General features: G+C 42.2%; 17 protein-coding genes and 2 rRNA genes. All 19 read right to left on the bottom strand.

Annotation, left to right across the window (positions count from 1 at the left end):
- Positions 1-3,624, bottom strand: a complete 3,624-nt coding sequence (gene cobN / locus VPHSUH08_RS04015; RefSeq protein ID WP_105086787.1) for a cobaltochelatase subunit CobN — start codon at positions 3,622-3,624, stop codon at positions 1-3.
- 3 nt (positions 3,625-3,627) lie between these two features.
- Entirely contained in the window at positions 3,628-5,655 is a 2,028-nt protein-coding gene (locus VPHSUH08_RS04010) for a VWA domain-containing protein (RefSeq protein WP_004694348.1), read from the bottom strand.
- Between the two features lie 2 nt (positions 5,656-5,657).
- Positions 5,658-6,587, bottom strand: coding sequence for an ATP-binding protein (locus VPHSUH08_RS04005; protein ID WP_105086786.1), 930 nt, complete (start codon positions 6,585-6,587; stop codon positions 5,658-5,660).
- Between the two features lie 97 nt (positions 6,588-6,684).
- Positions 6,685-7,530, bottom strand: a complete 846-nt coding sequence (locus VPHSUH08_RS04000; protein WP_105086785.1) for an ABC transporter ATP-binding protein — start codon at positions 7,528-7,530, stop codon at positions 6,685-6,687.
- Positions 7,530-8,567 carry an iron ABC transporter permease gene (locus VPHSUH08_RS03995; RefSeq protein ID WP_105086784.1) on the bottom strand — a complete coding sequence of 346 codons (1,038 nt, stop codon included), beginning with the start codon at positions 8,565-8,567 and terminating at the stop codon, positions 7,530-7,532. The genes VPHSUH08_RS04000 and VPHSUH08_RS03995 overlap by 1 nt, the downstream gene beginning before the upstream one ends.
- Positions 8,560-9,513: an ABC transporter substrate-binding protein gene (locus VPHSUH08_RS03990; protein WP_105086783.1), complete on the bottom strand. Its 954-nt coding sequence runs from the start codon at positions 9,511-9,513 to the stop codon at positions 8,560-8,562. Before VPHSUH08_RS03990 ends, VPHSUH08_RS03995 begins: the two co-directional genes overlap by 8 nt.
- A gap of 43 nt (positions 9,514-9,556) precedes the next feature.
- A complete protein-coding gene (locus VPHSUH08_RS03985) occupies positions 9,557-11,539 on the bottom strand; it encodes a TonB-dependent siderophore receptor (RefSeq protein ID WP_105086782.1) in 1,983 nt (660 codons plus the stop codon).
- Positions 11,540-11,682: 143 nt separating this feature from the next.
- Positions 11,683-13,626: a TonB-dependent receptor gene (locus tag VPHSUH08_RS03980; protein WP_105086781.1), complete on the bottom strand. Its 1,944-nt coding sequence runs from the start codon at positions 13,624-13,626 to the stop codon at positions 11,683-11,685.
- An 18-nt stretch (positions 13,627-13,644) separates the two neighbouring features.
- Entirely contained in the window at positions 13,645-14,406 is a 762-nt protein-coding gene (locus tag VPHSUH08_RS03975; RefSeq protein ID WP_105086780.1) for an ABC transporter ATP-binding protein, read from the bottom strand.
- The gene (locus VPHSUH08_RS03970; RefSeq protein WP_105086779.1) at positions 14,406-15,452 is read right to left on the bottom strand and encodes an iron ABC transporter permease; all 1,047 of its coding nucleotides are present in this window, start codon (positions 15,450-15,452) and stop codon (positions 14,406-14,408) included. Before VPHSUH08_RS03970 ends, VPHSUH08_RS03975 begins: the two co-directional genes overlap by 1 nt.
- 12 nt (positions 15,453-15,464) lie before the next feature.
- Positions 15,465-16,487, bottom strand: coding sequence for an ABC transporter substrate-binding protein (locus VPHSUH08_RS03965; protein ID WP_105086778.1), 1,023 nt, complete (start codon positions 16,485-16,487; stop codon positions 15,465-15,467).
- Positions 16,487-18,937: a TonB-dependent siderophore receptor gene (locus VPHSUH08_RS03960; RefSeq protein WP_105086777.1), complete on the bottom strand. Its 2,451-nt coding sequence runs from the start codon at positions 18,935-18,937 to the stop codon at positions 16,487-16,489. The genes VPHSUH08_RS03965 and VPHSUH08_RS03960 overlap by 1 nt, the downstream gene beginning before the upstream one ends.
- A gap of 143 nt (positions 18,938-19,080) precedes the next feature.
- Positions 19,081-19,830: a TonB family protein gene (locus VPHSUH08_RS03955; protein WP_187002532.1), complete on the bottom strand. Its 750-nt coding sequence runs from the start codon at positions 19,828-19,830 to the stop codon at positions 19,081-19,083.
- Positions 19,831-19,834: 4 nt separating this feature from the next.
- On the bottom strand, positions 19,835-20,239 hold the full coding sequence (locus VPHSUH08_RS03950; protein WP_105086776.1) for a biopolymer transporter ExbD: 405 nt from the start codon (positions 20,237-20,239) through the stop codon (positions 19,835-19,837).
- Positions 20,236-20,847: a MotA/TolQ/ExbB proton channel family protein gene (locus VPHSUH08_RS03945; RefSeq protein ID WP_105086775.1), complete on the bottom strand. Its 612-nt coding sequence runs from the start codon at positions 20,845-20,847 to the stop codon at positions 20,236-20,238. The genes VPHSUH08_RS03950 and VPHSUH08_RS03945 overlap by 4 nt, the downstream gene beginning before the upstream one ends.
- Before the next feature lie 639 nt (positions 20,848-21,486).
- A complete protein-coding gene (locus tag VPHSUH08_RS03940; protein ID WP_105086774.1) occupies positions 21,487-22,659 on the bottom strand; it encodes a M48 family metallopeptidase in 1,173 nt (390 codons plus the stop codon).
- Between the two features lie 154 nt (positions 22,660-22,813).
- Positions 22,814-23,185, bottom strand: a complete 372-nt coding sequence (locus tag VPHSUH08_RS03935; RefSeq protein ID WP_105086773.1) for a CGGC domain-containing protein — start codon at positions 23,183-23,185, stop codon at positions 22,814-22,816.
- Positions 23,186-23,375: 190 nt separating this feature from the next.
- Positions 23,376-23,492: ribosomal RNA gene (gene rrf / locus VPHSUH08_RS03930) — 5S ribosomal RNA — on the bottom strand.
- A 79-nt stretch (positions 23,493-23,571) separates the two neighbouring features.
- Positions 23,572-23,818 (bottom strand): 23S ribosomal RNA (locus tag VPHSUH08_RS03925); the annotation flags it as partial.

The raw sequence follows: 23,818 nt of genomic DNA, 5'->3' as shown, positions 1-23,818 counted from the left end.
CTAACGACCTTCTATAACCCCTTCCATGGAAATAAATAATGATTGCAAATCCTGTAATATTTCAGGCGATGCATTCCAATAGCCACGTTGAGAAGCCTCTAGCAAGGTTTCTGTAATGCGCTGTAAGGCCCAAGGATTTACATTGCGCATCCAGTCTTGTACTGTCTTGTCTAAAGCATACTTATTAGCATACCCTTCATAGACCCAGTCTGGTACGACATCACTCGTAGCATCCCAACCAAAGGTATGGGATACGACATTCGACATATCCGATGCCCCTTTGTAGCCATGTTTCATCATGGCTTGAATAAATTTAGGGTTCTGCGTTTCCCCTTGCACGACGCGGCGAATTTCGTCACCTAAGGGCCTCATCACAACACGACTGCGGTCTGAGCTATCCCCCACATAGGCGCGCGGCGCACTGCCCTTTGCGGTGCGCACCGCCGCAATGAGACCACCGTGATAACTATAATAATCGTCGGCACTCATAATATGGGTTTCTCGATTATCTTCGTTCTTAATGGTCACATCCATCGTGGTTAATCGACGTTGGAATAGCCTCATGTCCTGAGGAATGTCCTTGTGCAGGTGAAAGCTACTCCACTTGCTATAAACTTGAGCAATATCTTGTAAAGACTCCCAGTTTTTGCCTTCAATCAAGGCACCTACACCCGTGCCATAAGCTTGGGGCGGATCGCCAAAGATGCGGAGTCTAGCCTTTTTAGTAGCCAATAGAGGGTCCTCACCTTGCTCAACGAGCCAGTCTACATCATCGTGAATATGCTTTTTCACGTAGTTGTCTTCCAACGACTCATCTAATTCTGCCACCATTTCAACGGCTTTGTCGAGCCAGTCGATAGCAGTAGGCATCATATCTCGAATGAGGCCACTGATGCGGCCCATCACATCGATGCGAGGGCGCTGCAATTCCTCTAAAGGAATCACTTCTAAACCTGACACGCGACCGCCCGATTGCCATTTAGGTCGAACTCCTAACAAGTAAAGGAACTCACCCAAGCACTGACCATGACTTCTAGAATTGCTCGTAGCCCATAGGATGATGCCAATCGTCTCAGGATACCGTTGTTCATTCAAAATATAATCAGCGATAACTTGATCTGCTAACTCTATGCCTAATTGATAGGCTATCTTCGTCGGTAAAGCTCTTTCATCTAAACCATAGAAGTTACGCCCCGTAGGCAGTACGTCGACTTGACCGCTCGAGGGGGCTCCACCTGGACCGGGCTCTACATATCTGCCCTGTAAGGCATTTGAAATAGAGGTTAGCTCGTTCTTGGTGTCACCTAATTTTGGAATATACTCTCGAACGATCGCATTCGCCAAAGGTTCTAACCGTTCGGGCACTGTATAATCTGGTATATTGATCACATGCCTTACAAAGCTACGCAATTCATTCCAAATTTGATCTATGGTAACACTATATCGTATACCATTTGAATGAATTTTGCCAGCATGTTCCACCATATAAGACCAATCATACCCTAATTCTTCTGCGATGATAGCTAGGCCTGATGCGATTTCACCTTGAGGAGTGCTTATAATAGCAGTAATAAATTCTTCTAACGCTTCCCCTTCAGGTCCTTGCCCCAAGATGTGCAAGCCATTGCGCATCTGCATATGTTTCAAGTCGCTCAACTTTTCATGGACCTCTGTAATCATATCGTCCACTGTCATGGTAGAGCCTCGTTCTTCATCAATGAGATGACACCCCATGGCCTTTTCCCGAATCACTTCACCTATAGTAGAGACGCTTTCAGGATGTTCTTGCTCAAAATGACTATGCTCATCGAGCAAGGCCTCTAATTCTTCGAACTCATCATAGAGGCCCGCTGTCGTCATCGGCGGCGACAAGTGCCCCACTAAGCAAGCCGAGCTACGTCGCTTGGCTTGTATGCCTTCCCCTATAATGGTTGTCCAATATGGGTAAATATTTGGCAAACTAGAAATGCCGATTTCCGGATAACAACTAGCGCTGAGCCCAGCCCCCTTACCTGGCAGCCATTCTAGAGAGCCATGGGTACCAACATGGATAGCCGCATCAGCTTGGAAGACGTTGCGCACCCAGTGATAAAACGCTAAGTATTGATGCGGTGGTGGCAAGCAAGGATCGTGATAAATAGCCGATACATTCTCCCCAAACCCGCGGGGTGGCTGCACCGTAATCCACAGATTGCCATTGGAGAAACCAGGGATAATCACGTCATCATCGTAGACGAATACATCCCCTGGGGCTTCGCCCCAAGATTTAACCATCGCTGTCTGCGTATCTTCCGGCAGTTTAGCAAAGTATGCTTTGTAATCATCACTACTTAAGCGACCTTCTGCAGAGGCTAGTAGCTCATCGGTGAGCATAGATCGGTCATTCGTCATATGAGATATTACCACATCCATCAAATCTGCACTCGTTTCTGGCACCCTATCGATGGTATAGCCTTCCGCTTTCATATCTCGCAATAACCGTAGCACCGACTCAGGTGTATCAAGGCCTGCTGCGGAGCCAATATTGGAATTCTTAGGCGGATAGTTATGTAATATAATGGCTACCTTCCGCTCTGATACAGGGATATGGCGCAGTTTAGACCATTTAATAGCTCGCTGAACAATAGCGCTGATGCGCTCTTTCACAGGCAAGTATACATAGTGTCCGCGCTCATCATAGGTTTGACAGGCTACAATACCGCCTTGAATAACCCCATCCAGCTCAGGCTGAGATATAGATAAATTCACATCTAACGGCGTTACACCCTGTGGATTCTCGGCCCAAGATTTCTCATCCATGTATATGGTGTAACCCTGAACGATAGGAATATCCTGTAGCTTTAACTCCTCCAAGGTTTGCGCCCCTAAGGACTGGAAGGAAAATTTACAAGTATTTATGAGCACATCAAAGGGGAATATATCCTTTCCAAAAAGATGATTCATGGACAACTTCATATTAGGAATGCCTACGCGAGGATTCGAGCCATATTGTCCATAAAAGATAATCGGATTGTATTGATGTTTGTAAATCTCTTCAAATAAGGCCTGTTGATACTCAATATCCCCCATGATCCATTCGTCACGGTAAAAGTAGACCGCTATAGATGGCCAATCTCGATGCCCTTCGGCATCCATAAACTCATCATAGGTTTCGTAGATATTGCCTTCTCGACCCATAATGGCTTGCCAAGGAATAGGATCTGGCTCTTCCCATTCAGAGGTAGGTTTTGTACTGAAAGCACCGTTGATTAAGCGTACATAATTCATGACCCCACTGGTTCGGCGGTAGCTTTCAAGAAGGACCCGTTTATCCTCATCCAAATTGCGATATAAAATATCTGTTTTCTTAGGTTCTACTACATCGATCCAGTATTTAGGATGATGTGCATATAACCAGCGTTCCAGACGTTCTAAGAAGGGCGAGTCTAAACCAACCCCCATATTCGTTACCAGAACTACATCGGCAGCGCGTAAGCGACTTTCAAAGTCAGCATCCCATTGAGGAGGCTTTTTCATATTGCAAAGGTCCACCTCGCCCTGTAAGAGTTCCGGGTAAGTAGCAACAGCTTTTTCTATATATTGGATTTGTTTTCCTAAATTAGAAATATACAGGAGACGACTCATGATCTACCTCCGCGATACGCGCAAAATACTATCTGACGTAATAGAGTCCATCGCATAATAACTGCCATTCATTAATTTACACAATTCCTTAGCTAAGCCGAGCTTGATAAAGCCCGTTTCCGTATCGATAACTATACAATCTACAGGTAGCGTTCCTAGAATACGAGCCCATTGTTTTGCCTCTGCTACTGGATTCTCTGAATCACCTGAAGTAGCACGACCATCGGTAATACAAATCATTTGAATCCGCTCCGCCGAATGTCTGCGAAGCAATCTATCACACATAGTATAGGCTACTCGTAAACCTTTGGCTAATGGCGTCTTGCCCCCCGTTGGCAATTTTGCTAACAATCGCTCTGCTCGCTCTACGCTACGGGTGAAAGGCAATAATACCTCTGCGGAGTCCTTGCGAAATACAATGAGTCCCACCGAATCACGGTGAACATAAGAGTCACGCAAGAGGCTCAAAATAGCGCCCTTAGTTGCCTCCATGCGATGTCGGGCTGCCATAGAGCCACTAGCATCCACTACAAAAAGCTGGTACGCACCGATCCGCTTTTCACGAGCTTTTCGGCGGTAATCTTGGGGTTTTACTACAATAGATAGCCCTTTTAAATCATGATGCTCTGTTTGTGGGGCCTTTTGACATAAGCATTCCGATGTAACAGATCGCTCTACCACATTTAATGGGGTATCTGCCTGTAATGGCGTTACCCTTTCAACGGCTCGCAATCGTTGATACGGTGCGGCTGCACGCAATGTGTCAATTAAGGCCAAATCCTCTAAAGCATGTTCATCTTGATAGACTCGAATCATGCGCCCCCTAGTATCCTTTGTTTTAGTCATGAGACGACGACCAGAACCCTTACGATACTGACGATCTACTGTTTTAGAAGATTGCAATTTCCATTGAAAGAACTGGTTAGCTATACGGGCAACAGTATCGGGCAAACATAAAGAAGATATTCCATTAGATGCGTCACTATGAGTATTCATTGAATCAGAAGTTCCCCACTCATTCGCTGTAGAATCTAATGTTTCTGGATGATTGGATGTCCATGATTTACCATCATCAAAATCTATATCACTTGAGCCGTCATGACCATCGCTATTTAAATTATCCCGCCCATTAGTATTTAACTCGTCAGAATGGGATTCATCACGCTTGGAATCTCCGGAATCAAAGTTATTAGAGTCGTCTACATCCGAATCATCCGTTGCTGATTCGGTATTCTCCTGCAACTGGTTTTGGTCACTCGCACTATTAGATGCCTCTCCTTGTGAAGTCTGAGACTCAGGTGTATCATTGCGTTTCATGCGATGAGGTAGTACATAGAGAGCGGCTTGTTCCGCATGCGACGGCTTACAGTAAGAGCTGCCATCAATAACTGCTAGGGATTTCATAACTTGTAATAATACATACTCTGCTCCATGACCTACGGTTCGAGCTTGCAATGCATAGGATATAGCCAGTGAAAGCATAGCATCAGGAACAACTATAGATTGAACTCGTTTAGGATCTATTAGGCTCAATAAATCCTCAGATGAAGGCTCAATTTCATCTCGCCTTCGTCGTAACACCTTCACCTTAGATTGTAGTGTAGGTGCATCCATAGATACATGCACATCTACGAGTTCCCACTCCGCATCATCTAAAGTTCTATCCTCATGATTTATGGTCAGTATCAGTAGTATTTGACGACGTTTCGCTTCTACCAATAGTACATGACGGACTTCAGGCGATAAAACGTGAGCATCATCGACGACCCAGCATCGAATACTCATATCACCTAACAAGCCAGATGCCATAACCATCTTGCCCTGTGCAAGGGATGCTTCAAAATCGATGGACTCTTGTAGTTGTGAAGTATCTATATAAACAGGTATCAAACGATATGGAATTTGCCATTTCTCGAGGCACTGACGAAGTACATAGCTTTTACCAACACCGGTACCTCCAGAAATAACAATGGTATGAATCTGGTCGTTTACAAGGCCTATTTTGAGGGCCTCTTGTACAGATGTTTCCATAACTAGCCCTCAAGCACTGCCGATACCACTGTATCAATGCGCCCCTCATCGTAACCTTGTTCTTCAAATGGCAAGCGACGTAAGCGATGTTTTAACGCTAATCGTGCCGCCACCTTGAGGTCTTCCGCTGTAATTTGGTTGCGACTGTGAAAGGCTGCATGAGCACGAGCCGTATGCATCATCGTAATGTCTGGGCGATGTCCATCAACGCCGACACCTATGCTGATACTCGCTATTTGCAACAACACATCATCAGATGGGATGATGCCTGGCAATACTTCACGAGCTTGTAATAAACGTTCGTGCAGGCTACGTTCTGATTCCTTGTAAGACGCTACAAAGCTTTCAGCATTGTCACCAAAGGCGAGGCGACGCTTGATTACCTCCATACGTTGTACCGGGTCCTGTTCTCCATAGACCATAACAGATAGTCCGAAACGGTCTAGCAGTTGAGGTCTGAGGTCGCCTTCTTCAGGATTCATCGTTCCTACGAGGATAAAACGAGATGGATGAGAATGGCTCACCCCTTCCCGCTCTACCGTATTCACCCCCATAGCCGCCACGTCTAGCAAAATATCTACAATGTGGTCATCTAATAGATTAACCTCATCTACGTAAAGAATATTTTGATGGGCTGCGTGTAAAATACCCGGTTCAAAGGCTTTTACACCCTCTTGCAATGCCTTTTCCAAATTTATGGATCCTACAACGCGATCTTCTGTAGCATTGATAGGTAGCTCAACAACAGACATCGCTGATGCGCCTGTTTCCATAGGAGGTAACAGATTCGCTAACGCACGTACAGCCGTAGACTTAGCAGTGCCTTTTTCGCCTTCAATTAAGACACCGCCGATTGATGGGTTTATGGCATTGAGCAACAAGGCCAATTTCATTTCATCTTGACCAACAATAGCAGTAAATGGATATAGCATACACCTAACCTCACTCAGATTCGCAATACAAAATAGTCACCATACATAATAAATCAATAACCCCTAGGAAAACGCTAAGTATCGTAATCCATTCTAACTATTTCAGATTTGGATCAATAGACATTTCTGATGTAACTTCGGTTTGTTTGAAGTCATCAATCTTTGTAGTTCCTTTTGGGAACACAAAGATACGTTGTTGTTTGAAATATGGATCGTCGTAAACTGCTGCAGACAAGTGGAAGGCAGCTTTTAAATTATCTGCAGTGAGCACATCTCGAGGTGCACCTACATCAACGATGTGACCATCACTAACTAAGACGAGTTTAGTGCAATATTTTGCGGCTAATTCTAAGTCATGAACGACAATTAAAATCGTTTTACCTTCGTCACATAATCTGCGACCCTCATGAAAGATATCGTCAGCATATACTAGATCGAGGGCAGCCGTCGGCTCATCTAGTAATAGGACCTCTGTTTGTTGTGCCAAAGCCTTTGCTAAGAATACCCGTTGACGCTCACCGCCACTCAAAGATTGTACAGAACGATTCCGCAGATGATAAACGCCTACCTCTTTCATAGCCTGTTCAACGATAACTTTATCTTCAGGGCCTTCTTGTTCCCACCATTTCAAATAAGGATAACGAGCGGTCATCACAATATCGATGGCTTCATAATCGAAGGAAACATTTACAGACTGTTGCATATACGCCACATGATGAGCGATTTCTTTATCGCTTAAAGAAGAGATGCTTTTACCATCCCAGAAAATATTTCCACCAGATGTAGGATAAAGGCCACGCAATGCTTTTAACAACGTTGTTTTACCAGAACCATTAGGGCCGATAATACCGACAAACTCACCGCGGTCAATGGCAAAGGATGCGTCTTTCACAATGGTGGTCTCCCCTAATGTGACAGATAGAGATTGAACATCTAGTTTCATTAGGCCCCTCCTTTACGACGCAAGCGATGAAGTAAATATAGAAAATATGGTGCCCCTAATAGAGCCGTCATGATACCTACGCGAATCTCAACTGGCTGAGCAATAACGCGACCTAATGTATCACAGAATACGAGGAATAATGCGCCTCCAACGGCCGCCATAGGCAATAGTATTCGATGATCTGGCCCTACTAAGATACGCACAATATGTGGTACCACAAGACCTACAAAACCAATGGAACCACTGACGCACACCGCAGTAGCAGTAACGACAGATGCCAAAAACAGGAATAGCATGCGATACACCATAACAGGCAAACCCAAGGCACGCGCCTCTGTATCGCCGAGAACGAGTACATTCAGGTGACGACCGAGCATCATTAATATAACGCTGCCCGTCATGATAGGCCCCACCGCTAGTAGAACGTGGTCCCAGCGACGAAAATCGAGGCCACCCACCATCCAAAATAGGAATTCACGCAAGCGGTATTCATTAATCATAGTCAAAATGCCCGATGTGAAAGCACCGAGCAGCATACTAACAGCTACACCAGCAAGCAATAAGGTGGTCGTGTCGAGCTTGTTATTACGCCATGTTAACAATATAGTAATCCCAACGGATACAAAGGCCCCTACGAAGGCAAAGGCAGGCATGTAAAACATGCCAAGAGATGTTACACCAAGGGCGATGGCGATAACCGCACCGAGAGATGCCCCTGCGGATACGCCCATAATACCTGGATCAGCCAACGGATTCGAGAATACCCCTTGCATAACGGCGCCAGCGATTGCCAAGGCACCGCCTACGAGTAGTCCAATGATGAGGCGCGGCATGCGGATAAACCACAGTACCGCCTCTTGTTCAGCAGAAATAGGTTCAGTAAAACTCACTGGTATACCCATACCATTCAAAATACTTTGGATGCCCCCGCCGATAGGAATCATAATGGTCCCTACATGGAGCGCCAATAAGCTCACGATACATAGCAATACCCCAATCAGAGTTATGGCCATGATGCGTTGTGTCTGTTTAGTCATGAGAATTCCTTTCTAATTGAGGATACACAGTATACATAATGGCTAGCATCGCTTCCCCAATATGCTGATTCATAGTATATAAGTACGCTGCCGGTAAAGGCTTAACACGATTTTCCTTGATAGCCGGCAGATTTTGAAAGGCCGGATTTTTTAAATATCGATCCGCCAAATTCTTGTCCATTCCCTTATAGGATGGAATAAAAATGTAGTCTGGATTCATGGCTAATACCCGCTCCTCCCCAAAGGGTATGTGCGGCGGTAAGCCAATCCGATTCGGTGCATTATAGATACTCATATAGTGACACATATCATCAAAAAGGCTTCCTGTTCCCGTATATCCGTCCATAGATGATACAAAGAGAACCGTCTTGCGCTGCTCAATTGGAATAGATTCTGCTAGATGCTTTATTTCATCTATTTCACGGTGAATCTTCCGATTGTAAAAGCTACCCTTTTCATCTTCCCCAATAATATGAGCAATATCCATCACATTCTGAATCACTCCGTCCACCGTAGAAGGGGTAGGTACCACAACAGTGGCTATACCCATGTGCCGTAAGCCATAGATAACATCAGCCGATATATAATCTGGAGCTATAACGAGATCCGGTTTCAAGGCTATGATTTTCTCCAAAGGATACGAACTCAACACTGGTTTTACCAGCTTTGCGCGCTTCGCCTCTAGCGAATATTCCTCATAGGTAGACAATTTATTAATGCCTGCTAAACGTTCTGGTTCTATAAGTCCTAATAAAATTGTGTCGACCGCAGAAGACAGTGATAAAATCCGTTTTGGATGCTCTGGAACAGCAACTTGAACGCCATCATGACTGTCAACATAACGAGTATATGGCGTTACATTTGCCTCCGATTGAGGTCCACAACCCGCTATACATACACAAAGGAGTATCATCAAACATATGAAAAATCCAATTTTCTTGTTCATGATGATACTCCTTGTATAGTTCTAATTAGTGATTACATAAAGACTAGAATTTTTGAGTATAGCTAAGTTGGTAATTAAATGGTTCATCCCAGTATTCCCAGTCGCCGTTGGAAATAACATTATGACGGTTTAACAAGTTACGTGCATCTAGCCGCAAGGATGAGTTTTCATTGAACTGATAGCCTACGTATGCATTCCAAGCTATAAGATTTGGGTTTGTACCGCCATCGCGGTTCTTCATCCGTTTTGTGACAAAGTTGATGCTAGTACCTGCAGTCCAGGTTGAGCTATTGTAATGGATACCCCCTGTAAATTGCAATTTAGGGTTAGCTTGTTTCCAATAGGTCTTATCGATTTCTCGTTGTTTTGGATTAGAATACGATGCACCCACAGTCATTTTTAAGTGATCTGTTAATTTACGACCATATTGGGCTTCGATACCGACATTTCTATAGCGACCACCATTTACGCGAATCGTGTTTTTACCATTGCTATCCGGTTTCCAAGAGAAGAAGTTTTTAAAGTCCATATAGAAGAGCGCTACTTTCCAGCTATCTTTATTAGTAATGTGTTTATAGCCTAATTCGTAATTCCAACCTTCTTCAGGTTTCAAATTACGTCCACTAACAGAGGCATAGCCTTTATTAATTTTCTTGAAAGTATCGCTTAAGTTCGGCATTCTAAAGGCTTTACCAACATTTATGTACATGGATGATTCCTTGTTGATACGATGTTGTAATTGGAACTGTGGAATTAATACGCGCTGATTTTTTACAGGATCTTTAATATCCGAATAACGCAAGCCTAAAATACTAGTCCATTTAGGATTGATTTGATAGGAGTATGTACCATAAATGGCATAACTATTGCGATGTGGATTTCCATAGTATGGACCAGATTTAGTGCGATATGTTTCTCGTTTACCAAGTACACCTGCAATGAAATAATCCTTACCACCGCGGAAGTCCCATTCATGTTGCACATCGAAACCATATTGTCGAGCAATATAGTTGTTATCACTCAACGTATATGTCTTTTTACTATGTATGCGACTTTTACCATACAAATCTCTATCATTGTAGAAGATTGTACCTGTAGTATTGCCATCTTTATAAACTAAAGACGCATTATTTTTAGTATCTTTATAAGCATATGTTGTAGAGTGAAGCTTCTGCTTAATAGGATTCGTTTCCGTACTCAACTGTCCAAAGGAAGAATTACCTTCAAAACGGCTAAAGTTCAAAGTCAACTTATCATTTAATTTACCGCTCATAAATACACCTAAGGAATTCCCTTTGTTACGAGCTGTATAATATTCATAGCCTCTAGCATAAGCACCGATATCGGAGCGGATAGGGGTTTCTGGATCTTGAGCACCAAAGAAGTTACGTTCCACACCAATTAAGAAGCGAGGCGTGCCATAGTTAATTTTATAAGTTTGGCGACCCATATTACCAAAACCTACCGTAGCAGAGCCCCCTTCTTTACTTGGAGTCTTAGTAATTACATTGATAACACCACTCATAGCATCAGCGCCATATAAAGCAGAGGCTGCACCTTTTAATACTTCAATGCGTTCAATAGAGCTAGTCGGAATAGAACTAAGGCCGCCCTTGCCATTGAGGTTCATCGGTACCCCATTCATGAGAATCAAGGATCCCCGTTCAAGGCCACGGATATTCACACGGCTATCCATAGCCCCATATTCAAGACCGGATGCACCATAGGAAAAAGACGTAATGCCTGGTACCATATTAACTGCATCAAATGCATTTTTAGCACCGCTATTAGCTAAGTCCTTTTGAGTAATAACATCCATCGCAGCCGGCGTATCTAAATCTAAAAGAGCCATGCGATTTGCTGTTACATTAATAGTATGGATTTCAGATACTCCATTAGTTTCACTCGATGCAGCTATAGTGGGAGTCTTATCAGCACTTACCTCTGCTGCATATCCATTCACAGACAATCCTATCAATGCTAAACCCACAAGTATAGATATACGATGCTTAATTTGTTGTCTCATACCAAATGCCTCACTTAACACATATATACATTCACACAATTATATAAACTACATATTTGTATTATTACACATTTATTTGGTCCGCACAAAACCCATACCCCTACCGCTACTGCATTCTCGGGGGATTGTATCGTTAATACATATTAAAATTTTTGTGTATAACTTAATTCATAATTGAATGGTGCATCCCAGTATTCATAATCTCCATTGGATACCACATTATGACGATTCAAAAGATTGCGTGCATCGAGGCGTAATGTAGCATCTTTGTTAAAGTGATACCCAACGTAAGCATTCCAAAGAGCAATGTTAGGATTCAAGCCGCCATCACGATTGCGCAAACGTTTGGTAACAAAGCTAAAGGATGTACCAGCTTCCCAGGTTGGGCTTTTATAATGAATGCCGGTTGTAAACTGTAACTTAGGAGCCGCTTGTTTCCAATAGGTTTCATTCATTTCCTTTTGTTTTGGATTAGAATAAGAACCACTTACACTCATTTTGAGTCGATCTGACAAATGTCTACTATACTCAGCTTCAATCCCAACATTGTGGAATTTACCACCGTTTACGCGAACGGTTGGGCGACCATTTACATCAGGTTGCCATTGGAAGAAGTTCTTGAAGTCCATATAGAACACGTCCACCTTCCAGCTATCCTTCTTATTAAGACGTTTATAACCTAATTCATAGTTCCAACCCTCTTCAGGCTTAAGATTTTTACCACTTACTGCTGTGTATTGGCGGTTCACGCTACGGAATGAATCACTCAAGCTAGGCATCGTGTAAGCTTTCCCTATATTTAAGTACATGGAGGAAGCTTTATTGATGGTGTGCAACAATTGGAACTGAGGCGTTAACACATGTTGGTCCTTAATAGGATCACTAATGGCTGTATAACGCAAGCCCAAAATGGCAGTCCATTTGGGATTGATTTCACGAGAATAGCTACTGTACACCGCATAGGTATTACGATGAGGCCGTGTATACACAAGGGCCTGTGTGGCACGATAGGTTTCTTGCTTACCTGTAACACCGGCAATCAAATAATCCTTACCGCCTCTAAAGTCCCATTCATGTTGTACATCTATACCATATTGACGAGCTACATAACTGGTTTCGGTCGGCTTGAACTGTTTAGCACTATGAACACGGCTTTCACCACGCATAGTACGGTCATTATAAAACAATGTTCCCGTCGTATTATCATCTTTATAAATCAAAGATGCATTATTACGGTCATCCTTGTAATGATATGTCGTAGAATGACGAGCCTGTCTCACAGGATTTCTTTCTGTACTAATCAAACCAAAGGAGGAACGGCTTTCAGCGCGAGTATAATTTAAGGTTATCTTATCTGAAAGCTTACCGCTCATGAACACACCTAAGGAATTACCTTTATTGCGCGTAGTGTAGTAATCATAACCCTTTCGGCCTGTATAGTCATACCGCACCGGTGTAGATGGATCTTGAGTCCCCCAGTATTTTCTATCGATACCAACGAGGAATCGATCAGTACCATAAGAAATATCAAATCTCTTGGAGCCTCGATTACCTACAGCTACCGTAGCAGAACCGCCCTCTTTTGACGGCGTTTTTGTAATAATATTTATAACGCCACCTAAAGCTTCTGCGCCATATAAGGTAGAGGCCGCCCCCTTTACAACTTCGATGCGCTCAATGGCACTGGTAGGTATAGAGCCAATTCCGCTCTTACCATTTAAGTTCATAGGTACACCGTTTACAAGAACAAGTGCACCGCGATCGAGACCACGAATATTCGTACGGCTATCCATGCCACCAAAATCTGCGCCAGACGCACTAAAGGAGTTAATGGTTACACCCGGTACATTAGCGACCGCATCAAAAGCCGTCTTAGCACCGCTATTTTGTATATCCTCTTGAGTAATAACAGAAGTCGATACTGGTGTATCTAAATCTAATAACGATGTACGATTAGCGGTAACATTTATGGTAACTTCTTCCTCATTATTGTTCATTGTTACATCTGCAGCATAACTATTAATTGACATAGTAGTTAATGCCATAAGCACTGCTACATAGACTTGTTTATTCATTCGTTTCATCATCCACGCCTCTTTTTTCAATTATTCCATATTATATATAATATTTAATCGTCCATTTGGTAATGTTTGTACCGTGGCGGACACGCCGTAAATGTGGCGAATGGTATCCTCTGTCAATACTTCATGAGGGGTACCTGTACACACTACTGAACCGTCTTTTAACGCAATGAGACGATCACAATAGATGGCTGCTAGATTCAAATCGTGAATAGCAGCCACTACGGTTGCATCAAGGCGTTTTACAATCGTCATCAGTTCCAGCTGATACTTAATATCTAGATGGTTTGTCGGCTCGTCTAACACTAGGCATTCTGTGCGTTGTACCAAGGCACGCGCTAAGATAACGCGCTGCTGCTCACCACCAGATAAGGTATTAAAATTGCGACTTTCAAAATCACTAAGCCCTACTTGAGCTAATGCATGTCGGGCGATTTCATAGTCATCAATTTGATCTCTATCGAGTAGCCCTTTATAAGGGGAACGGCCCATGAGAACCATTTCAAGGACGGAAAAATCAAAGTTAACCGTACTATGCTGTGCCACTACAGCCATTTTTAAGGCTGTATCGCGATGACTTAAGGAACTCATTTCAGTGCCATCAAAGAAAATCTTGCCGTTATTAGGTTTAAGCACTCGATATAAACATTTCAAGAACGTACTTTTACCACTCCCATTAGGACCTATAATTCCAACAAATTCCTTATTTCGTATATCTAGGGAAATATCATGGAGGATCGTTTTCGGGCCAAATGAGACTTGGATATTATCTGTTTGAATATTCATTATTCCCCTCCAAATCCGTAGTTCTTACGCACCAACATATACACAAAGGTTGGCGCCCCAATGAGAGAAATGAGAATGCCGATTGGCAATTCTGCGTGAGGAATAATACATCGGCACAAGCCATCAGCAATGACGAGGAAAATACTGCCCCCTAATGCGCTGAACGGAATCAATGTCCAGTGATTTGTCCCAATTGTCATGCGCACAAGGTGAGGAATCAAGAGGCCTACAAAGCCAATCATGCCCGCCGCGTACACCACGAAGCCGATGATAAGAGAGCTAATAATCAAATACACTTGGCGATATCTATGCAAATCGCGACCTAAGGTAATAGCCACCTCATCACCGAGGAGCATCATGTTTAAAATTCTGCTTTGAGACCAGAAGAAAATAATGCTCACGAGGACAACGACGGCAATAAAGGGTAACATATCCCATTTAGCACCCGCAAAGCTACCCATCAACCAGTATGTAATGGTTTGGATGCCTTCCTTATCGTCCGCTAAATAGACCACAAAACTAGAGAAGGAGCTACATACGGCGCTTAACGCCAAGCCCCCTAAAATCAATTTCACCGAGTTTGGTCGGCCCCCTAAATTTGAGATAAACAACACACCGAAGGAAATCGCCATGGCCCCGATAAAGGCCATAACGCCGACGAAGTTCTCACCGAACATAACGCCTACACCAAATAAAATAGCTACCGTAGCACCGAGAGATGCGCCAGAGGAAATCCCCAAGATATAAGGATCTGCCAGTGGATTCTTAACGATGGCCTGCATGATAACGCCAGATACGGCAAGGCCTGCCCCAATAATGGCAGCCATCAACAACCGTGGCATACGCAATAACCATATAATGGTCTGCTCTGGACCATTCATAGGATCATCGATAGCCAAAGGGCTAGAAAATTGATCTATTACAATATTGAAAATTTGAGAAAGTGAAAACTGTACTGTACCAACAGAAAGTCCCCATAGAATGGCTACTGCTAGCACCCCTATGAGGACAAATCCGCCAGCAGTATATCCAATACGTTGTAGCATACTGCTCCTTTATTAATGAATTAAATCAGGTACCCCTTCTGGATATAAATTAGGGTACAACCCATGCGATACGATGTCGATACCATCGGATAAACGAATACCAGGACTATATACAGCAAGCAGAGGCAAGAAATGAACACGCTTATTGCGCAATGCATTAACACCTTGTAAACCTGGCTGCATTAATACATAGTTCATAATCACATCTGCTTGGCTATATTCGCCGTCAGATACGATCAAGAAAATTACATCTGGATTCTGCTCCACCACGTCCTCCATACTAATGGACGGCGTTTCTGTGTCAATTACATCGGCGTGCAAGGAATCCCCTATATTACCTGCTAATGTCTTATGTCCATACAATCGAAAATGCTTGCCTTCCACCTCGATAAACAATGCCTTTGGTGACTTTTCGTTAGCCGTTTGAGCTACCGTGTATGCCACAGATTGTTGCATCTCTTGAATGAGACGCTCTGCTTCCATGTTACGATTAAAAATACGCCCCAAATCTCGAATATATTTATACTCCATATCCATGGTGAGCGCCGATTGAGCCCCCAAGGAGGACTCTGCAATATATACATTCGCTTGTCTCGCCTGCCAAAATGTAGGTGTTTGTAACATTTTATTTGTGAAAGTAGACTTCCAGCCTACCAACAAATCAGGCTTCATCATCAATACGCTTTCTAAATTGGCGTATTTCAGATCCTTGTATGGAATTTTATCGTACGCCTCACGGTATTCTGGTCGCACGTATTTGCGATCTGGAATCCCCATGCCCGCTACGATACGATCCCCTTCACCAAGAGCAATGATGGTTTCTATGGAGTTTTGCCACATCGCCACCACACGCTCGGGCACTGCCGTATAGGTACTTTCAAAAGGTTCACCTCGACGTACAAAGGATTCAATTGTCACTGGTGGCTGCAATTTGATATGTGCTGGTGTAGACTGATGGTCCTCAACAGTTACCTGCTGAGGACCACAACCTACACATATTAATAGACATAGTATTAATACGCTGAATCTAATCATTAGAATTTATATTTCGCCCCAATCATGAAGGAACGTGCTGGCATAGCCGCACTACCACGACCATTATAAGCGCTATAGCTTGTTTCATAAGCGCGGTTAAGAACGTTATTGACCACGATGTACGCAGTTAAATCTTTTGTTACATCATAGTTAAGGTTCCAGTCCACGATGAGGAAGCGTCTATGAGTGAATGCATAGTCGCTATTGCCAGTGTACCAGTTGATCAACAAGCCAGAATATAGACGCTTGTTATCATAGGAAATGTTCAATGCATAGTGGTTTTGCGGACGCAAGCTGTTAATAGCCACGTTGATATCATCGCTATTGCTATAGCCCCAGTTTGGATCAAGAACCCAACCACCTTTAGATAACCATTTATCTTTCATATGAGAGTAAGACGCACTCATTGTTACATGTTCATTTAATCTGTGGTCTACTGTAATATTGAAAGATTGTTTGTTTTCTTTTGCATTAACTGCTGTTTTTTCAAAGTCGCCGGTTCTATTATTCAAAATTGGCAATGTAGCGATGGCATTTTTCATACGCGTGTAATCATAATGAACTGCTACAGTAGTATTATTACCTTTACCAAACGTATGTAATAGGCCCCATGTGAAAGCATCGCCTTTTTCATCATCTAACGGTGTATTAAATACCCCATCAACCGCACTGTAGTCGCCTGTTTTAAGCGGTCTCAAGATGCGAGTCCAACCAGCGTACATGCTAGTCTTTTTGTTAAACTTAACTTGACCATGCAAGCTAGGTGTCAAGGCGCTTACGCTACCCTTACCTTGGGAGTCACCGCTGCCATTACCTTGAATGCTGCTGTAATGTACATAACGTAATGCTGGTGTTAATTCCACATTGTTACCAATGTAGATTTTATCTTGTAAGTACGCATATAACGTATCACGACGAATATCAGAAGATACTACATTACCAGCACTTTTAACAGAACGGGAGTTCAACTTGGATCGGCTGTAGTCAATATTAGCGATGATATCATGCTTATCAAGTTGACGAGTCCATTGAAGTTCAGCACCAGTTTTACTTTCCTTATACCAACTAGTTGGACTACCAGCCATACCGCCAGTCTCTGCAATCCATTGGCGCAATGCATCACGACGGTCTGGGAATGGAGCTAAGTTAGCATCAACCCAAGCATTAAATTGCTCTACAGTAGCGCCATTAGGGAATGCCTTCGCATAAGCTTCACGAGCTTCCGCTTTTGTACCACGATACCAGGAGAATTTATCGCGACCTTCATAACGATGATCTAAACGATACAATCTTACAAAGCTTTCCATGCGACCTTGGCGATCAAAAGTAAATTTTAAGTCTGTATCCAAGTTTTTGAACTTACTATAAGAACCATAATTACCGTCTAAAGCAAATAAATTATGGTAGCCAGGATTTCTAGAATCGCCGTACAAAGTTGGCGCATACCCTTTAGGGTTATTTGGTGTTATATATTTAGGATCTGTAATCAATTTATTGTTCGCATCAAATTGACCAATAGTAGCATTGGAAATGATACGACGCCAATCGTCTTGGTTCCAGTATTTACGACTAGGCGTAGAAATTGGATATCCATCGCGACCTTTTTTGAAGTTCATAGAAAACTGTAAGCTTTGTTTCTTATTGAACTCATGGTCAATACGCGCATTAAAGCCTTCTTCTTTCCACTTAGAACCAGTAAGTGTAGCTACTTCACCAGTATCACCATCTTTGTATTTTGAGTCTTGAGACATAGTGCGAGTAGCTGTTACAAAGTAACCAGTAGACGCATTCTTACCTGCCGCACCTTGTACAGTCAAGTTATAGCTATGCTTATTCCAGCTGCCTGTGGCCAAATCAACGGAACCACTGAAATTGCCTTTACCACGGCGTGTAATGATATTGATTACACCACCTGTAGCGTCAGAACCATATTGAGAAGCACCAGGGCCTTTGATAACTTCGATTTTATCAATAGCATCCATATTGGTTACTTCATCGATATTAACACCCGTAGATTTAGATCCTCTTTCAGAGCTATCACCTAAACGACCAGATGTAATATTATCTACACGACGACCATCCACCAAAACTACAACGCGGGAGTCACCATTGATGGATACACCATTATTGTAGAATTGGTAGCCATACTCACCACCACGGTAACCAGGATTTTGGAATGTAACACCTGGAACGCGTTTAATCGCTTCAGTTACATCGCGATAATGACGTTTTTCAATCTCTTCACGAGTGATAACCTTTACATCACCACCAGTACGGTAATAAGATTGCTCAGTAATAGTATTACCATACTCATCCTTAGCCGCATCGGCTTTCACCGAAACATTATGAACCTCATAGCCTTTGAAGTTCTCATCATACGCATATGCTTGATACGTACCTAACGCTAACGTTGCTACGATAGCAGCAGATAAAATACGACGACTCGTCATAAACCCTCCACACACAATAAAAACACGATAAAAACACAATAAAAAATAATATTAAAACTAATCCTCTAACAAATGCGTCCAATGTATTTTCTTGAGTTAAGACTACACACAAACATAATTCATACACTATCAGCTATAGAAGATTAATTATAACCATAATCTACATTAACCACAATCGTAACTGGCTCACCTGTTGTATTCTCTATACCTCCAGAGCTCTCTACGAGGCTAGCAGCAGCATTATCGAGAATGCTAGAGCCACTACTACCGATCATATTCGCACCAGCAAAGTTGCCATCGGCATCAAAAGTGATTTCAAAGGAAACTCGTCCACTGAGTCCACGGCGCACCGCCTGTTGCGGCATCACTTTATTACTCTCAACGCGAGCGATATAACCTGAACTATCGTAAGAGCCCCCACGACGTTCTACATCGCCAGGACCTGGATCACCACCTTTAGATCCAGTACCTTCATCACCAAGCCCACCATTACCAGCATTACCACCACCAGGGCCTGGTACATTGCCACTTCCTGGATTACCAACAGGATTATCAGTATTACCATTCAAATTGACTGATGCCGTCTCATTGCCACCTAAGTAAGGATTCAGATTTTTTAAGCCTTCTGTAGGCTTTCCCGATAAATCAGGCAACACACTTCCTGCTTTACCGCCCCCTGCGACGGGTTTGTCGTCAGGATGAATCTTTAGTTTCTCAGGCTCTTTCTTCTCTTGAGAAAGTTCTTGCTGCCCCATATCGAGGTTGATAACCAGATCCTTATGCGGTGTTTCTGGCGGTTTTAAATGGCCGAACCAATTCCCTACAACCCCCCAGTACGCAATATTGATAACCAATGCAGCTACGAAAGGAATTCCATATCGTTTGTCTACCATAGAATCACTTCCGTTCTGTAGCTACGCTAACAAACCGAGCACCACTAATTTTAAGATTATCTAAAATATTGATAACATCCTTATACGCAATATCCTCAGAGGCACGTACAATAAATGCCTGTTGAGGTTCTTTTGCAACAATATCTTGAATTTCATTGCCCAGTTGATCAGGGACAATCTCACGTTCATTAAGATACATCTTATGTGTAGCTGTTAATGAAATTGTGATAGGCTCAATCGTCTTAGCAGAAGAAGATGAAGCCTTCGGTAAGTTAAGAGGAATTTGTTCCTCTGTATTCATGTACAACGTACTCATCATGAAAAATACGAGCAAGAAGAAAACGATATCAATCATAGGTATAATCATGATGGTAGGTTCTTTTTGTATGCCTACTGAACTACGTTTCATCGTTGACTCCTAATATATAAATCTATAATAGAACCTAATTTTTGCTCTAACTTTGCAATATCAGAATTTACTTTATCTGTACACCAACTATGGATGGCTAATGCTACGATAGCTACTGAAAGCCCCGTTGCAGTGGCAACCAACGCTTCAGATACGCCGCCTGTAATAACAGTAGGCGCACCAATATCGCCTCCAACGGCTGCGAAGGATCGAATCATACCAACAACAGTCCCCAAAAGTCCAAGTAATGGAGCCATTGTTACCATCATGCTAAGCCAGTTAAGACCACGTTTTAAACGTTCATCCATGTAACCTACCACATCATGTAAACGGTTCTCTAAACCTTCCGCACTATATACAGACTCCACGATAGGAGACACGAATCTACTCAATGCGTCATCACTATTTTTTATAGAATTTTCTAGAGTAGACCAATTATTACTATTACGACCTGCATCAATGCTATCGGACAACTGTTGTAACTCATGATTAATATTTCTGTACGTACGAATACGTTCAAATAAAATAGTACATGCTGCTAACATGAATAGTACAAGTGGATACATAACGAAACCACCTGCATTAAATAGGTGAATTGTATACTCCATCATAGCCTCCATATAATGTATAAAATTACGTATTATTTAACAAAAAAATGGTCATCTATATTATTAGATTAACCACCAACATTGACATTATCCTATAAAGCATGTATAAGTACAATAACCCTATACCCCCTACCGTTATGGTATTTCTATAGGATTTCATTCTAACTACATATTTCATCCACCTTAAATATACATCTATCCACCATAAATAGACAACACTAAGTTATCGCATAAATAATTCATAAATATCACAAGAAATATAATAAAACCTTCTATAACAACTATATTTAACAAGATAATTTCTTATATTTTATGGTATAAACCCATTACAATTCACTTTCCATTCCCAAAAGATTCTCTGTATTTTTATAAATCTATTATTGCTTTATGAATATAATTTATTTACACATGAACAATATTCATGCTCTAAGGTTATCAATATCTTTACGGTCTATTTCTTACTCGTATATTCCTCAATACATCTTATAAACTTGTTAACATATAAACTTATACTCAAACTATAAAAATTACAATCCATATAAAAAGAGGACTAAGCCTTCATGGGCTCAGTCCTCTGATTATTCTGATTATAATAACATAAATCCTTAAAGCAAATTATATGCCATTTATAACTCTCATTTATTTTTTAGCTTTATCAGCTTTTACATTTTTATTTTCTTTTACCTTTTTAGGTTTTTCTTGTTTAACCTTTACTGGTTTTTTCGCATTAACAGCAGAACCTGCAGGCTTTACAAATGCATTGTTAAGATTTGTTGCCACTTGCAATGCTACGTCCGCATTTGGCGTAGAAACAATGGATTGACCAGCTACCGTTACAGTGTCACCACTATAGGATGCAGAACCTGACGTAATTTGATTGTTATGATACAATCGTGCCAATTTACCAGCCATGTAATAAGCACGCTCTTCGCCTGTGTAGCGGCCACTACCTGCTGGAGTATAGATATTATCACCGTTTACGTACACAGTACCATTCGATACGTTTACATGATTCCCAGAATATGTGTACATACGAGAAATATTATTGTTCACTCGATCGGACAACTTTGGATGATTGTTAGGCGCTACCACTTGTGAAAGCCCTTCACGGTAGTGTTCCCCCACTTTGTTGCGTAGTACTGCCATAGAACCAGCTGCACCACCCACATTATATGGAGATTCACTTAAAATCTTAAAGCCTAACTCATCAGCGGCTTTTTCTTGACTCATCGTAAACACTTGATTGGATAAGTAGTTGCCTGCCACATTAGATAAAATAGCTGCACCTTCACTACCACCAGCGGCAATGCCGACCGCTGTAGAAAGACCGATTTGCTTCTTAGCGCCATTAATAATATCTTTATGCTCACCATGAGAGATTTCATGAGCCATTACATAGGCCAATTGATCATCATCTAGCGTATCTAAAGCACCCTTGTTAATGGACATAACGCGACCAAGTGTGGCAAACGCATTAAACTCCTCATCAGGATTCGCATATACAACGTAGGAACGCTTTACACTAGGTGTAGCCTCTAATGTCTTCATAATTCGATTTACACGCTCTTGAGCTGCACTATCGTTTAAGTAACCAGTTTTCTCTTTTGTGCGTGCCAAACTCTCCTGTTGCCCCTCTGCAGAATTATCCATTTTATTTAATGCAGTAGATACATAAGCCATAGCAATAGCACCACCAGCTAAAGATTGTACCGCAGCAGACGCAGCACTAACAGAAACCGTTTGCATCATAGTAGGTGCCATTGTCACTGCCATAGCAACAGATAAGGTAGCCGCTGTAAGTTTCTTATTCATTCTCTCAACCTCTCATAATGATAAATATACCACTTATAATTTACATACTATCTATATAATATAGGTTTAGTGTAAATATAGAATGAATAATGGAACAATCATTCATCTATCATAAGATATTGCAAATTGTTATGGTTAATTCAAGCATTGCTAACTATTGATCTGTCATTACTGATTTAGCTGAAAGTACTACCGCTTCTTTACCATCTTTAGACACCGCACTGCCATGTGTATAGCCTACTACATCAAAGCCCGCCTCAGCACACTGCTCTGCAATGCTTTCATAATTTTCATTCTTACCACGCGTACATGTAGAAAGATGTACCGTAGTAACACCCTTTTTCTTAAAAGACTCGATTTTCTTAGCAAGATCCCCACCACTATGTGTGAAGCCCACCAACTCAATATCCTCATCAGCATACCGCTCAAAGGAATCCGCTTTATTCATAAATGCTTTCAAACAACCGCCACAAGAACAGCGCTGCATTGTCTCCTCATTAACGAGGACCGCAATTTTCTTAGCCATATGACCTCCTATAAATATGATATAAGCCTAAGTATACCATATCCATGAGAAAAATATGTGCTTCAAAGCACGATAATTAATACTAATTATATAAGTAACTCCTTCAACGTCTACTGCTTTGCTCATTAGTTCCCTTAAAAGAATAAAAATCCATACAAAAAAAGACACACCCTTCGGTGTGCCTTTAATTAATCAGCGGCTTCCTATCCTCCCAGGCCGTCTCCAGCCAAGTACTTTCGGCGTTTATGAGCTTAACTACTGTGTTCGAGATGGGAACAGGTGGATCCTCATAGCCATCGCCACTGAATCTGTCAGAGTTTGTACTCTGAAAACCACATAGAAGTATATATATTTGTTGCACATTCTGCTTAATGTTTTACGTTGCTTAAGTAAAGCCCTCGATCGATTAGTACCAGTCAGCTCCAAACCTCACGGCTCTTCCACACCTGGCCTATCTACCATGTCGTCTACATGGGATCTTACTAGCTTATGCTATGAGAAACCTCATCTCAAGGCTGGTTTCACGCTTAGATGCTTTCAGCGTTTATCCGTCCCGAACGTAGCTACCCAACTGTACCCTTGGCAGGATAATTGGTACACCAGCGGTTCGTCCACTCCGGTCCTCTCGTACTA

The organism is Veillonella sp. S13054-11 (assembly GCF_002959795.1).
GTDB classification, from domain to species: Bacteria; Bacillota; Negativicutes; order Veillonellales; family Veillonellaceae; genus Veillonella; species Veillonella parvula_E.
Note: the sequence above shows the minus strand (reverse complement) of the source record. Positions and strands in the feature narration are given on the sequence as shown.

What these genes read in the sequence shown, in the direction of transcription:
- VPHSUH08_RS03995 (WP_105086784.1), bottom strand. Translation starts at nt 8,567, where the DNA reads ATGACTAAACAGACACAACGCATCATGGCCATAACTCTGATTGGGGTA.
- VPHSUH08_RS03945 (WP_105086775.1), bottom strand. Translation starts at nt 20,847, where the DNA reads ATGGAGTATACAATTCACCTATTTAATGCAGGTGGTTTCGTTATGTAT.
- VPHSUH08_RS03940 (WP_105086774.1), bottom strand. Translation starts at nt 22,659, where the DNA reads ATGAATAAGAAACTTACAGCGGCTACCTTATCTGTTGCTATGGCAGTG.
- VPHSUH08_RS03960 (WP_105086777.1), bottom strand. Translation starts at nt 18,937, where the DNA reads ATGACGAGTCGTCGTATTTTATCTGCTGCTATCGTAGCAACGTTAGCG.
- VPHSUH08_RS03990 (WP_105086783.1), bottom strand. Translation starts at nt 9,513, where the DNA reads ATGAACAAGAAAATTGGATTTTTCATATGTTTGATGATACTCCTTTGT.
- VPHSUH08_RS04005 (WP_105086786.1), bottom strand. Translation starts at nt 6,587, where the DNA reads ATGCTATATCCATTTACTGCTATTGTTGGTCAAGATGAAATGAAATTG.
- VPHSUH08_RS03950 (WP_105086776.1), bottom strand. Translation starts at nt 20,239, where the DNA reads ATGAAACGTAGTTCAGTAGGCATACAAAAAGAACCTACCATCATGATT.
- VPHSUH08_RS03965 (WP_105086778.1), bottom strand. Translation starts at nt 16,487, where the DNA reads ATGATTAGATTCAGCGTATTAATACTATGTCTATTAATATGTGTAGGT.
- cobN (WP_105086787.1), bottom strand. Translation starts at nt 3,624, where the DNA reads ATGAGTCGTCTCCTGTATATTTCTAATTTAGGAAAACAAATCCAATAT.
- VPHSUH08_RS03955 (WP_187002532.1), bottom strand. Translation starts at nt 19,830, where the DNA reads ATGGTAGACAAACGATATGGAATTCCTTTCGTAGCTGCATTGGTTATC.
- VPHSUH08_RS03970 (WP_105086779.1), bottom strand. Translation starts at nt 15,452, where the DNA reads ATGCTACAACGTATTGGATATACTGCTGGCGGATTTGTCCTCATAGGG.
- VPHSUH08_RS03975 (WP_105086780.1), bottom strand. Translation starts at nt 14,406, where the DNA reads ATGAATATTCAAACAGATAATATCCAAGTCTCATTTGGCCCGAAAACG.
- VPHSUH08_RS03980 (WP_105086781.1), bottom strand. Translation starts at nt 13,626, where the DNA reads ATGATGAAACGAATGAATAAACAAGTCTATGTAGCAGTGCTTATGGCA.
- VPHSUH08_RS04000 (WP_105086785.1), bottom strand. Translation starts at nt 7,530, where the DNA reads ATGAAACTAGATGTTCAATCTCTATCTGTCACATTAGGGGAGACCACC.
- VPHSUH08_RS04010 (WP_004694348.1), bottom strand. Translation starts at nt 5,655, where the DNA reads ATGGAAACATCTGTACAAGAGGCCCTCAAAATAGGCCTTGTAAACGAC.
- VPHSUH08_RS03985 (WP_105086782.1), bottom strand. Translation starts at nt 11,539, where the DNA reads ATGAGACAACAAATTAAGCATCGTATATCTATACTTGTGGGTTTAGCA.
- VPHSUH08_RS03935 (WP_105086773.1), bottom strand. Translation starts at nt 23,185, where the DNA reads ATGGCTAAGAAAATTGCGGTCCTCGTTAATGAGGAGACAATGCAGCGC.